This is a genomic window from Aerococcus tenax (genome assembly GCF_003286645.3).
Lineage (GTDB): Bacteria > Bacillota > Bacilli > Lactobacillales > Aerococcaceae > Aerococcus > Aerococcus tenax.
The window spans coordinates 1,506,374-1,519,672 of the sequence record NZ_CP127382.2 but is presented as its reverse complement, the minus strand read 5'-3'; the positions used below and the strand labels follow the sequence as shown (position 1 = coordinate 1,519,672).

11 protein-coding genes are annotated in these 13,299 nt (G+C 42.6%); 10 read left to right on the top strand and 1 reads right to left on the bottom strand.

Going from position 1 to position 13,299, the window contains the following annotated elements:
- Positions 1–142 precede the first annotated feature (142 nt).
- Positions 143–1,471: an FMN-binding protein gene (locus tag DBT50_RS07005; RefSeq protein WP_111852767.1), complete on the top strand. Its 1,329-nt coding sequence runs from the start codon at positions 143–145 to the stop codon at positions 1,469–1,471.
- A 76-nt stretch (positions 1,472–1,547) separates the two neighbouring features.
- On the opposite strand, the gene DBT50_RS07000 is transcribed toward DBT50_RS07005, so the two are convergent.
- A complete protein-coding gene (locus tag DBT50_RS07000; RefSeq protein ID WP_146744101.1) occupies positions 1,548–3,173 on the bottom strand; it encodes an aryl-sulfate sulfotransferase in 1,626 nt (541 codons plus the stop codon).
- Between the two features lie 319 nt (positions 3,174–3,492).
- Between DBT50_RS07000 and DBT50_RS06995 the strand changes: the two genes are divergently transcribed.
- The 9 genes from DBT50_RS06995 (at position 3,493) to DBT50_RS06955 (ending at position 13,286) form a co-directional block, all read left to right on the top strand.
- Positions 3,493–4,065: a YdcF family protein gene (locus DBT50_RS06995; RefSeq protein ID WP_111852769.1), complete on the top strand. Its 573-nt coding sequence runs from the start codon at positions 3,493–3,495 to the stop codon at positions 4,063–4,065.
- Between the two features lie 582 nt (positions 4,066–4,647).
- Positions 4,648–5,430, top strand: coding sequence for a metallophosphoesterase family protein (locus DBT50_RS06990; protein WP_181566125.1), 783 nt, complete (start codon positions 4,648–4,650; stop codon positions 5,428–5,430).
- A gap of 38 nt (positions 5,431–5,468) precedes the next feature.
- Positions 5,469–6,761, top strand: coding sequence for an ABC transporter substrate-binding protein (locus DBT50_RS06985; RefSeq protein WP_111853449.1), 1,293 nt, complete (start codon positions 5,469–5,471; stop codon positions 6,759–6,761).
- A 77-nt stretch (positions 6,762–6,838) separates the two neighbouring features.
- Complete coding sequence (locus DBT50_RS06980; RefSeq protein ID WP_111853448.1) at positions 6,839–8,131, top strand: ABC transporter substrate-binding protein; 1,293 nt, start codon at positions 6,839–6,841, stop codon at positions 8,129–8,131.
- Positions 8,132–8,161: 30 nt separating this feature from the next.
- Positions 8,162–9,037, top strand: a complete 876-nt coding sequence (locus DBT50_RS06975; RefSeq protein ID WP_064292961.1) for a carbohydrate ABC transporter permease — start codon at positions 8,162–8,164, stop codon at positions 9,035–9,037.
- Positions 9,027–9,860 (top strand): carbohydrate ABC transporter permease, encoded by an 834-nt coding sequence (locus DBT50_RS06970; protein WP_111822004.1) that lies wholly within the window; start codon positions 9,027–9,029, stop codon positions 9,858–9,860. Before DBT50_RS06975 ends, DBT50_RS06970 begins: the two co-directional genes overlap by 11 nt.
- A gap of 32 nt (positions 9,861–9,892) precedes the next feature.
- Complete coding sequence (locus tag DBT50_RS06965) at positions 9,893–11,068, top strand: ABC transporter ATP-binding protein (RefSeq protein WP_111852773.1); 1,176 nt, start codon at positions 9,893–9,895, stop codon at positions 11,066–11,068.
- 31 nt (positions 11,069–11,099) lie between these two features.
- On the top strand, positions 11,100–12,407 hold the full coding sequence (locus DBT50_RS06960; RefSeq protein ID WP_111852774.1) for an ABC transporter substrate-binding protein: 1,308 nt from the start codon (positions 11,100–11,102) through the stop codon (positions 12,405–12,407).
- Positions 12,408–12,479: 72 nt separating this feature from the next.
- Complete coding sequence (locus DBT50_RS06955) at positions 12,480–13,286, top strand: hypothetical protein (RefSeq protein WP_111852775.1); 807 nt, start codon at positions 12,480–12,482, stop codon at positions 13,284–13,286.
- Positions 13,287–13,299 lie beyond the last annotated feature (13 nt).

Below are 13,299 nucleotides of genomic sequence, written 5' to 3'. Positions count from 1 at the left end.
TTTAATAGTTATCTCTAGTTTACTTTTATATGGTTGATTAAGCAAAGAAATAAGCAAAGGGTTCTAGATATCATTGGTTTTTAGCTATCGATTATTATACAATGGTATATATACAATAAAGATTTAGAAAGGCTGGGATAAAATGGCAAAATTTAAACCAGGCACCTACCATGAAGCCGCTCAGGGCTTTCTGAATATGGTAGAAGTTGATGTTAAAGTAAGTGAAGATAAGATTGAAGATATTCAAGTTTCTGAAGCGGATTCAGAAAACGTTGGTAGCCTAGCCATCAAGCACTTGGTGAATCAAATCTTAGACCAACAAAGTGCTGATGTGGATGTTCTATCAGGGGCCACGCATTCCTCTGAAGGGCTCATTCAGGCGGTCAAAGAAGCCTTAAGAATCGCGGCCGGTGAACCTGAACCTAATGAATTCACTCCAGGAACCTATTATGGTGAAGGGGACGGTTACAAGGGGAAAGTGACCTTAGCAGTGACTGTTGATGAGAATGAAATTACCGATATCAAATATCGGGGGATTGAAACCCCAGAACTTGGTGGCCAAGCCTCAGAAAAATTAATTCAACAAATCAAAGAGGATGGCAGCAAGCGTGAATTTGATGTGGTCTCTGGGGCAACCTATACCACGATGGGGATGCAATACGCCCTAGACCGCGCCTTAGCCTATGCTAGAGGGGATGAAGATCCTGACGCTGAACCTTACTCCTTCCAAACCGATACTCGGGTAGATTTTGGAACAGGTTGGTTAACCTTGGATGAAGTCCAAGCCATCCTTGACAACTTAGAAGTGGAAATTTCTTTTGTCGATAAGCAAAACCGCTTCCTCTACTATAATAAACGCCGCCACCAAGAAGATGCGGGGACGCCACGTTCTCCAGTGACTTTAGGGGGCAATGTTTCTGACTGCCACCCACCACAAATCCGTACCAAGGTGGAAGGGATTATGGAAGACCTCCATCATGGTCGTCGTCGCAGTGAGAGCATGTGGTACACCAAGGGCAATGGGAATAAGGTCTACTTACACTATCGTCCGATCTATGACCAAAAAGGCCGCTATCTCGGGGTCTTAGAAACCGTTCAAAATGGGAAACCCTTTATTGATACGGCGGAATCCTCTTGGGACCGGACCTTGCATGATCCACATGTACCAAACCCATTCTTGGGCGAAACCGCTGAAGACGTTAACCAATGGTATCAAGAACGCTACGAAGCGGGTCTTGATGATGACCTCCAACATGCCATTGAGAAACCTTATATTGAAGCTAGCGAGGGTGGCCCAAGACCAGATACGGTATCCAAGGCAACTTCAAAAGCTAAGGATAAAGAAGAAAATGAAAGTAAGGATGCGGTGTCAGGTGCCTCACAACATGAGCATAAGATGCCTAATCCAATGCCTAAAGAAGAGATTGAAAGAGGGCGGGATAGCGTTTCTGGGCCAACCGCGCCTCATTAAAGAGTGACCAATTTAAAATAATTCACTAAAAAACCTCAAGCCAGGCTAGCATTTGCCTAAGCTTGAGGTCTTTTGTTTAAAGGATATTTTCATAAAAGAAGTCTTGCAGGTCCAACTTCACCAAACGGTAGGTCCAGCGGGGGACATAGAATTGAAATTGTCGGATGAGTTCACCTTGGGGATTATATTCTCCGAGAATATTCGTCATCCCACTGGTAGTAATATAGTTGCCTTTATAGACTTGGGCTGAGGAAACGATGGAGGAATAGGGCACTGGAAAGGCTTGCACCAGGTCATATGTCCCGCTCGCTTCATCCACCTGTAAATTATAAAAGTAAGAGTAAGTGTCAAGCACTTCTGGATCAAATTCTTCGCTCATTTCCTGAGGCAGGTCGATAACTAGGTCATCTCGAGTGTCCAGACGCCAGTAGTTATTATCGAAGAGGGTCAAATTGTAAAAGCCATCATTAATCGCATTGGATTGGAAACGAACACTATGTTGGCCGCCAGTGGGCTTAAAGTCGCTGTCAGGGGTGAGCAGGTAATATTCATAACCTGTCCCTGCCCAAACTGCTTCAGGCCCAATAATATAGTCGACTGTCACTTGGTCAAAGACATTGGATAATTTGATCAGGGACGAGGTTTCCCGAGAAGAAAGAATTAACTCGTCACCATTGATCACATCGATGGCATTGATATGAATCCAATCTAAATTGGTTAAATTACCTTCTTCGTCCAGGACGTTAAAGCCATCATCAGTGTAATCAATGTCCGAATAGTCTCGGTCAGGATTTTCAGCTAAATAATTAGCGATCTCATTTTGAGCCCGGTTTTGGTGGGTGGCCATCACAGGTTGGAAATAATTAGGAAAAATCGCCTTTAAGTCGATCAGTTCCTGACTTTCACCAGTCCGTAAATCGAGATAGGTGATGGTGTCTTCAATGGTGTTCGTCTGATCGTTAGTGGTTAGTAGGAAGGCCGCATCTTTTTTCTCATTGACGATAAAGTCATGGTGGACAGAATGATTAGGCAGTTCATAGATACGAACGGGTTGACCTAAGCCATTGAGAACAGCTAGTTTACCATTGCTTGCTTTAATCAAGAGGTGGTGTTTATCCAGAAACTGGTAGTTTTCTAAACGGCCGCCGTCAGAGACTAATTCAGAACGAATGAGCCCATTATTATCATATAAATAGGAAAACTTCGCATTATCCTGGTCGCTCCCCATGCTGGCATAGAACCCCTCTGTCAGTTCTTCCCTGCCAGAGTCGTAGAGGACTTCCATTTTGGTCTCGTAGTCAGTGGCCTGGATATCGGGGGCACTAATCTGAAATTGATAGTCGGTTAACTTGTTATCATCAGCATCGTAGAGATTAACCGTTAGCTGGTTAGCTTCATTAGGCACCAGACCGATCATAGTAAATTCATAAGCCTTTGAATCCTGACTGTAATTGACTGGTTGGAAAGTGAGGGCATGGCTGGATTCAGACTCGATGGTATAGGTCACCTTGCCAATGTCTTGGTCAGGATCAGGCAGATAAGTATAGATGGATTGAGTGAAGGTCCCAAATGGGTTCATGATAAAGAGACCATCATCATAGGACTTACGTTGGTTTTGTAGACTCCTGATCTGGTCAGAGATACTTGCTTGGACCTCTTCATCATAATAGGAAAGGTCGAGATTTTGGACTTGGTCACTCAAGCTTAGAAGATTGTCTCCTGACTCAACCTTGTCACTTACCGGTTGGTAGATTTCCTTATAATCACTGAGGGATTGGCTTGTGTGATTAGGCAGCTGACAGCCAGCTAATAAGCACAAGGCCAGTATAATAAGATATTTAATGATAAAACTCCCCTTTAAATGCAAATTTTAAACATGAAGGTACATTTTATCATAAAAGATTTATTTATTATAGGGATAAAACCATTAAATGGTTGGGGAAATTGCTATAATAAGGTAAGTCATTTGCAAGAATAATAGCTTTAAAGAGCAAAGCTTACTCGTGAAAGGAAGTCAAATAATGAAAAGAAGATGGCTACCTGCTCTCACACTAGGAGCGCTTCTTGGCCTAGGATTGAGATCCCTCTACAAGCACTTGGACCAAGGCCAGGCACCGCAAATCAGTGACTTAATTATCGTGGCCGAGGGGCCGGCAGTCGAACGGGCTGAAAAGGCGGTTCACTTACTGCAGGCAGGCTATAGTCGGGCTGATAAAATGATTGTTTCTCCCCGCTATACTGATGTGGGCGAAGATTTATTTGCTGGTTACCAGCAATTGGGGGCCGAGCGGGAGAACTTAATCGAAGAAAAACAGGCCACTTCCACCTGGACCAACGCGACAACTTCACTAGCTCTTATGGATGATCTGGGTTATCATTCTGCCATTGTCGTGACTAGTGACTATCACATGAGGCGGACACGGCTGGCTTTTGAGCGAGCTAACCGCGACTACGGCTTCCAACTCAATTTTGTGAGCGCCTATTTTCAAGGGGAAAGCTATCCAAATCACCCCTATACCCAAAACATGGCCTTGCAAGAGTTGTATAAGTATATTGGTTATTGCTTGCATTTATATCATTGGATTGACTTGTAAAGATAAGTAAAGGCAAGAACAGGTAAATTGGTTTCAAGTCGCTAAGTGAATACAGGACGGAATAGCAAAAGTTCATTAAATAAAATTGGTAAAGAAAAGAGGTTAGGTGAATGGTCCTAACCTCTTTTCTTACATTATATAGCTTATTTAGCGTGAGCTAATACTTGGGCTTTTTCTTTAGCTTGACGTTTGCTTTCTTCACGTTGCACTTGTTCTAAGCTCTTGTAAGGACGGCGTTGTTCAAAAAATCTTAACATAATGGTTTTCATCCTTTCTCGTTTTTGATTTTTACCTTTTAGCATGGCCAATTATTGGCCTTATGTAAATTTTACGTAAACTATTCTAGCGTATTGTAAATTTAATGTAAAGCGAATTCCGGGTCTTTTTACATTTAATTAACATTTCCTAGAGATTTCTTAATCATTCCTTATAAATTTACTCATTAGTTAACATTTGTAAAAAGGCCTATTTTTATTTACCGAAAAAATACCTATTATTTACAAACTTTACTCAAAAGCGGCCCTAGAATTTACATTGCTTGGCTAAAATGGACAATGTACTTTAATGGAAAGGAGAAATCACATGAAGTTTTTGCATCTTTCGGATACCCATTACTTGGATAATTACCAAGGCGAGTTTGAAGTGTTTGGGATCGACTATGAACCCCATGAAAAACTTTTTCACGCTTTAGAGACTTTCGATTTTAATAGTGTGGATTTTGTGGTGAATACAGGGGATTTGATTCATGATGGTGGCGTAGAAGATTACCAGGCTCTTGACCGGATATTGCGGTCTTACATGCCTAAAGATATGCCACTTTATTATGTATTGGGCAACCACGACAATAAGGCAGCTTTTTACCAAGCCTTGTACGGCAAGGAAGCTGATGAAGGATTGAACTATGTGGTTGATTTTCAAGGCTATCGCTTAATTATCTTAGATACTGCCGAACAAAGTCGTCACCACGGTATCATTTCAAAAGAATTAGAAGCTTGGTTAGCTGATCAATTAGCCAAGCCTAGTGAAAAGGGAACCTTACTTTTCCACCACCATCCTCTTCTCATCGGTTGGGAACCAGGAGTGATCGAAACGGAGATTAGTGACAGCTATCTGGACCTATTAGAAGAGTCCGATGTACGGGGAATTTTTACCGGACATCTTCATGAAAATCGCCATGCCATGGTTAGAAATATCCCGCAACACACGGCGGCTTCATTGGCTTTTGGTTTAGAACAAGTTGGAGATGTGGCTTTCTTTACTGATCAATTGGGTTATTCCGTGGTTGAAGTGAATGATGAGACGATTGATGTCTTTACTAAGACAACCAATCCCATAACGGAACGCTACAAGCAACAAAGATTATAAGTTATTGGTCGCTAGTTATCGCTTAAAGGAGTAGGCAAATGAAACTAAAGAAATGGTTGTTGGGTGGTTTAACCTTACTTACAGGTTTATCGCTGGCCGCTTGCAGCAATAGCTCAGGTGGCAATGAAAGTGCTGCTTCAGACGAGCCAATTGAAATTGAATATTGGCATCCTAATGGTGATACCAAAGGAGGCCCAACCGTCACTGAATTAATTAATGAGTTTAACGAGTCTCAAGACGAAGTCCATGTGACGGGTGTCTTTCAATCAGGGACCTTCCAAGGCTTGATGCAAAACCTACAAACCAATGCTGCAGCGGGAAAGACGCCAGCTCTGGTTCAAGTCGGTTGGTCTTACCGTGAATACTTTGCTAATAACTTTGAATATAGTCAACCTCAAGACATTATTGACAACTTATCAAAAGAGGATAGTAGCTTTATCTCTGATAAGTTTGAAGAAAACATCTATAACTTAGCTACTGCTAATGATGGTTCCCAAGTCGGCCTACCTTATTCCTTATCGGTAGCTGTTATTTATTTAAATATGGATATCTTGAACGAAGCCGGGGTTAATAAAGACGACCTGAAGACATGGGAAGATATCCGCCAAGCAGCCCAAACTATTAGTGAAAATACTGATCATATTGGTCTCTATATCCAAGAAGCTCAAGATAATTGGAATATTCAGGCTATGGTAGAGTCGAATGGATCACAGGTGCTAAAAGATGGCAAAGCTGCTTTTGCTGATGACAAGGGTAAGGAAACTTACCAGTTTTACCAAGATATGGTTGAAGAAGGGAGCGCCCTCCATGCTACTGGTGAGGAGGGGCAACAAGCCTTTATCTCAGGAAACATCGGTATGTGGCACCAATCAGTTGCTCACCGGACCAATGTCATGAAGAATGCTAATTTTGAAGCGGTAGCGATTCCTTCGCCTGCCTTTGAAGGTGAAGAGAATAACAAACCAGCCGGCGGATCCATGCTAGTAGTTACTGGCCAAGATGAAGAACAACAATTAGCTGCTTGGAAATATATGAAGTTCTTATATGAACCCGATAACATTGCTGCATGGACTGCTGGAACAGGTTATGTGCCACCAACGAAAGATGCCTCTGAAAATGAAGATTTACAAGCCTTAATTAAGGACGATAAAATCTTCCCAGCTGCTTATGCGAACTTAGAAAACATGGTCCCCTGGGCCCCATTCCCTGGAGACTCCGGGATGCAAGCAGAAAAAATGCTTATTGACCTCAAAGACCGTATCTTAAGTGGCGCTGACGTAGAGACTGAAGTCACTAAGACCCAGGATGAAATTAACCAATTGATTAAATAAAAATGCTTGATATTTGGAAGTTAAGTATGTCAATTCATTTAAGATTCTCAGTTTAATTTAAGAAAAGGAGTAGAGAAATGAAGCTTAGAAAATGGTTATTAAGTGGTTTAACCTTATTAACAGGTTTATCACTCGCCGCATGTGGTAATAGCTCAGGAGAGGGCGATAGTGATGCTTCTGACGGCCCCGTAGAAATTGAATATTGGTACCCTAACGCCGACACCCAAGGGGGACAAACGGTTACTGAACTGATTAATGAGTTTAACGAGTCCCAAGATGAAGTCCATGTGACCGGTGTTTTCCAATCGGGGATGTACCAAGGTCTAATGCAAAACCTCCAAACCAATGCTGCAGCTGGTCAAGTACCGGCCTTAGTACAAATTGGCTGGTCCTACCGCGAATACTTTGCCAATAACTTTGAATATAGCCAACCCCAAGAAATTATTGACAACTTATCCACTGAAGACAGTAGTTTTATCACCGATAAGTTCGAAGAAAATATCTATAGCCTAGCGACAGCCAATGACGATTCCCAAGTTGGTTTACCTTATTCCTTATCGGTACCGGTAATTTACTTGAATATGGATATCTTAAATGAAGCTGGGGTCAATAAAGATGACCTCAAGACCTGGGAAGACATCCGAGAAGCGGCTCAAACCATCAGTGAAAAGACTGACCACACCGGCCTGTATATCCAAGAAGCGGAAGATAACTGGAATATCCAATCCATGGTGGAATCTAACGGCTCTCAAATGCTAAAAGACGGCAAAGCCGCATTTGCTGACGATAAAGGAAAAGAAACCTACCAATTCTATCAAGACATGGTTGAAGAAGGCAGTGCTATTCACGCTTCAGGAGAAGATGGTCAACAAGCCTTCATCTCAGGAAACATTGGCATGTGGCACCAAACCATCGCCCAACGGACCAATGTCATGAATAATGCCAACTTTGAAGCAGTAGCCATTCCTTCACCAGCCTTTGAAGGCGAAGAAATTAACAAACCAGCTGGGGGTTCTATGCTTGTGGTGACTGCCCAAGATGATGACCAACAATTAGCTGCTTGGAAATTTATGAAGTTCTTATATGAACCAGACAACATTGCTGCCTGGACTAAGGGAACTGGCTATGTGCCACCAACGAAAGATGCTTCTGATAACGAAGAATTACAAACTTTAATTAAAGACGATAAAATCTTCCCAGCAGCTTATGCTAACTTAGAAAATCTGGTTCCATGGGCACCATTCCCTGGTAACTCCGGTATGCAAGCAGAACAAATGCTCATTGACCTCAAAGACCGTGTCTTAGGTGGGGCTGACGTGGATACTGAAGTACAAAAGACCCAGGATGAAATTAACCAATTGATTAAATAACAATGCTTGATATTTAGAAGGTGAGGAAATATGAAAGAGCGTTATAAACCGCTATGGTATCTACTACCAGCCATTCTCATATTTGGTATATTTGTAGCTTGGCCTACACTCTATACTTTATATTTGAGTTTCTTTGAATGGAATATGGTCAGTCCTAAGAAGACCTTTGTCGGCTTTGACAATTACATCACTTTGTTTACTGACCCTCTAACTTATAAGATCCTATGGAATACCGTGGTCTATATTCTTATCTTGTTGGTTGTTAACTTTGCTGTTCCTTATGTGATTGCCTTTGTACTCCATTTCTTAATTCCAAAATTCAAAGACTTCTTTAAATCCGCATTTTTCCTACCTTCATTTATTTCAATGGTGGTTGGATCAATCGTTTACAACTGGATCCTGAATCCAACCTCAGGACCAGTGGCTAAATTATTAGGCTTTGTTGGGATTAACCTCCCTAATTGGTCAACCTCCCAAAGCCTGGTGATTGTGGTCATTTGTTATATTACCGCTTGGAAGGTTTTTGGTTATAACTTTATTACTCTCTATGCGGCGATTTCAGGGATTGATAATGAAGTCATTGAAAGCGCGCGTTTGGATAAAATTCCTTCCTGGCGCGTCTTCAAGGACATTGTTGTCCCCATGTCCTCCTCAACCGGTTTATACGTATTCATTATGACCATTGTTACCGGTCTCCAATACGTCTATACCCCAATCTCAGTGATTACTTCCGGAGGACCGGACAACGCCTCATCCAACTTGATTTATGAGTCCTATAAGAATGCCTTTGTTCTTTTCCAAACCGGCTATTCGGCAGCCATGTCCATAGTGACCTTGCTACTCTTTTCTATCTTACTGTTCTTGAACTTCAAGTTCAGCGAAAGGGGTGTCTACTATGCAAACTAGGGGCAAATGGAGCGCAAGTAATGTCATTTGGACCATTATCTTCATCCTGATCGTGATCATTTGGTTAATGCCAATCTTATTTGCATTGGGAACCTCACTGAGACGACTCCCGGATGTTTATGACAATGTCCTAGCCTTTATCCCTTTGCAACCGGTCTTTGATAACTACATCAAGTTGATGGACCGCTTACCACTACTTAGGATCGTGATGAATACCTTTACCATCGCCACGACTGTAACGGTGGCTAAGTTAGTGATTTCCTTCTTAGCTGCCTATGCCTTTGTCTACTTTGACTTTAGAGCGAAGAAATCATCCTATTTTCTCTTTATTTCTTCCATCTTTATTCCCTTTACGGTAACCATGATTCCTAACTACCTCATGATTAACCGGATGGGACTGGGAGACAATATTTTTGGGGTAGTCTTCCCCTTAGTTGCTGATGCGACCGGGATCTTATTGATGAACCAAGCCATGCGGAATATCCCGTATTCACTGATTGAAGTGGCCAAGTTAGATAATATCTCTGACTGGCGGATTATGAAGGATATCATCTTACCCTTGATTCGTCCGCAATTGACCTCGACGGGGATTTGGTTCTTTATCAATTCCTGGAATGAATTTGTATGGCCATCCCTCTTCTTAAAAACCGAAGAAAACTTTACCCTACCACTGGCCTTACAACTCTTTATGTCGGCAGAAGGTGGTACTGACTTTACCGTTGCCATGGCAATATCAGTGATTACCATGAGTATCCCGCTATTACTCTATCTGGTATTCCAAAAATACATTATCGGTACCTTCACCTCAGCCGGTATTAAATAGATTAGCGACAAAGTAAGGAGTGTAAACAAGTAATGACTAGAATCTTATTAGATAACATCAAAAAAGCTTATGGCGATACCGTCATCATGGAAGACATGAGCTTCTCAGTTGAAGAGGGTGAACGTTTAGTTCTACTCGGCCCATCTGGTTGTGGGAAGTCCACCATCTTACGGATGATTGCCGGCTTTGAAGAAATTACGGATGGTAATTTGATGTTTGACGAACAAAAAGTGAATGAAGTGGCTCCTGGAGACCGTAATGTAGCCATGGTTTTCCAAAACTATGCCCTTTATCCCCATATGAATGTTTACGACAACATCACTTATGGCCTTAAGGTTAACAAGGTCCCCAAAGACCGAATCGATAACCGGGTTAATGAAGTAGTGGATGCCTTAGACTTAGAAAAATACTTACAACGTAAACCCGCCGAATTATCTGGTGGGCAACGGCAACGGGTAGCCCTAGCCCGCGCCACAGTTAAAGATAGTGATGTCTTTCTTTTAGACGAACCCCTATCTAACTTGGATGCTAAGTTACGGGTCTCTGCCCGTGAATCCTTGGTGGATATCCATAGACGTTATCAACAAACCATGATTTACGTAACTCACGACCAAATCGAGGCCATGACCTTTGCTGACCGGATTGCCTTACTGAACTTTGGGGAATTACAGCAAATCGATTCACCGGAAAATATTTACCATACCCCGGCTAATATCTTTACCGCCCGCTTTATTGGGAACCCACCGATGAATATCTTTGATAACAGTTCCTATAAGGATGGCCGACTCTTTATCCATGAGCAATCGGCACCACTAGCCCCTGAATGGGTAGAATATATTGAAGCAGGTAACTACCGCAACCTCAAAGTGGGGATTCGTCCAGAAGCGATCAAGGTGACTGTGAATCCTACCGAGACCACCTTCACTGGGGTAGTCAGCCATGTTGAGAACCAAGGGGCTAACTACGCTAACTATGTGGATATCGCTGGCGAACCCATGGTGGTCTTAACCCAAATCCGCCTGGCTGATCCAGGGGACCCGATTTATATGGAATTTGAAAAATATGACTTACATTTCTTTGATGTCGATACCACGAATTCCATTGGCTACCCAGAAAATATTCTTAATGCCAAGCGCTTATCTGCTGGTCAAAAACCACTACCAATCGGAGCAGAAGATCACAAAGTCCCAACAGCTAATAAAAAATAATAATATAATATAGAAAGAGGGTTAAAGAAGGATGTCATTAAAAAATAGAATCTTCAAGGGAGCCATGGCACTCTTGGCTGGACTCTCCCTTGCAGCCTGTGGCAATGGGGGTTCAGAATCCGCAAGTAACAATGGTGGGGGCGACGGCCCGATTGAAATTGAATATTGGCATGGTAATGCTGATACCCAAGGGGGCCAACAGGTCAAAGAACTCGTGGATAAATTCAATGAATCCCAAGATGAAGTTCACGTGACCCCTGTGTATAATGAAGGTTTATACGTTGGTTTGATGAAGAACCTCCAAACCCAAGCAGCAGCCAAGAAATACCCTGCTGTGGTTCAAATTGGTTGGGCTTACCGGGAATACTTCGATGAGAACTTTGAATCCATGAAGCCTGCTGAGTTAATTGATAACTATGCAGCTGAAGAAGATAAAGACTATATGGACACCAAGTTCCATGATGAGTTCACTAACCTCGCTAAGAACTTAGAAGGGGAAGTTCTCGGATTCCCTTACTCCGCTTCTACTGCGGTTATCTTCGTCAATGAAGACCTCCTTGCAGAAGCTGGCGTCAACCCAGATGAAATCAAGACCTATGAAGACTTATTTGAAGCGGCTAAAACCGTTAAAGATAAAACCGGGAAATATGGTTTAAACATCGACCAATCCAACGACAACTGGACTTCCCAACAATTAATTGAATCCAACGGGGGTAAAGTGGTTACTGATGACGGTAAGACAGCCATCGGTTCTGATGAAGCTGTTGAAGCTATGGGGCTATGGGCAGAAGGTATTGAAGAAGGTTATGTCTTTAATGGACAAACTGCTGACGGCCAACAATCATTCATTACTGGTGACGTGGCTATGACTAACTCCACCATTGCCCAACGTGGTAACATTACCCGTAATGCCAGCTTTAATGCTAAAGCTATCCCACTACCAAGCTTTGGGGACAAGGAACGCGCCATTCCTGCTGGGGGTTCCTTCTTAGCGGTAACTGCTCAAGACGAAGCCGAACAAGAAGCTTCCTGGAAATTTATTAAATTCCTCTTTGAACCAGACAATATCGCTATTTGGGACGAAGGGACTGGGTACCTCCCACCAACGACCGATGCGACTGAAAATGAAACCTTGAAGAAATTGATTGAAGAAGATCAAATGTATCAAACCTCATATGGTCAAATGGAAGACTTAGTACCGTTCTCATCCTTCCCAGGGACCAATGGCTTACAAGCTTCTGAGAAATTCAGAGATGCCCGTGACCGGATCTTTACTGGCGTGTCTGCTTCTGAAGAACTGCCTAAAGCAGAAGATGAAATTAATGAATTATTAAACTAGTCTGATTAAGAGAAAGCTGGGGTAAGTGGATGCTCCAGCTTTTTTCGCGAATTAAGAAAGGGGGGGAATAATATGGTTAAGGTCATTAAGGAATTTATTCAGGGCAAGCACCCTGACCAAGCACTTTGTGAAGACACTTATTTTATCAGCGAAGACTATGTGGCTGTGATCGATGGGGTCAGTTCGAAATCGAACTTTCACTACCATGGAAAAACCACAGGTCAACTAGCCAGCCAAATCATTAAAGAGGCGCTTGGCCAATTGTCAAAAGAAGCCCTCTTGGAAGAGATTTTAGCTACTATCAATGCCGCCATTAACAATTTCTACCAAGACGTCACTTTCGATTTAGACCGGGGAGAATATGGTCTCCAGGCGGTTATGGCCCTATACAGCCATTATTTGGGTAAAATTTTTCTGGTGGGGGACTGCCAAGCTCGGGTTAATGGTAAGAATTATTACCAGCCCAAACTATCCGATGAGGTCTTAAGCCAGATGCGCTCATTGGTACTAGCCATTGAAGCAGACCAGGGAGGAGATCAAGCTCAGGATCCGGGCCGGGAAGTAATATTGCCTTGGATTATCCAAGCTACATGCTTTGCTAACCAGGATGACACGCCATATGGCTACGCAGTGATCAATGGGGAATCCATCCCTGCTTCTTTAATTCAGGTCATTCCCGTTCAAGCGGGGGACCAGGTCACCCTAACGAGTGATGGTTATCCAGAGATAAAGGAAGATTTTACTGCAACTGAGTCCTACCTAGAAGCGATATTGACTAAAGATCCACAATTGTCTCGAGACTTTCTCTCTACTAAGGGGCTCAATCCCCGCGATAATAGTTTTGATGACCGGTGTTATGTCGAATTCATTGTGACTTAGGAAGGAAATACTT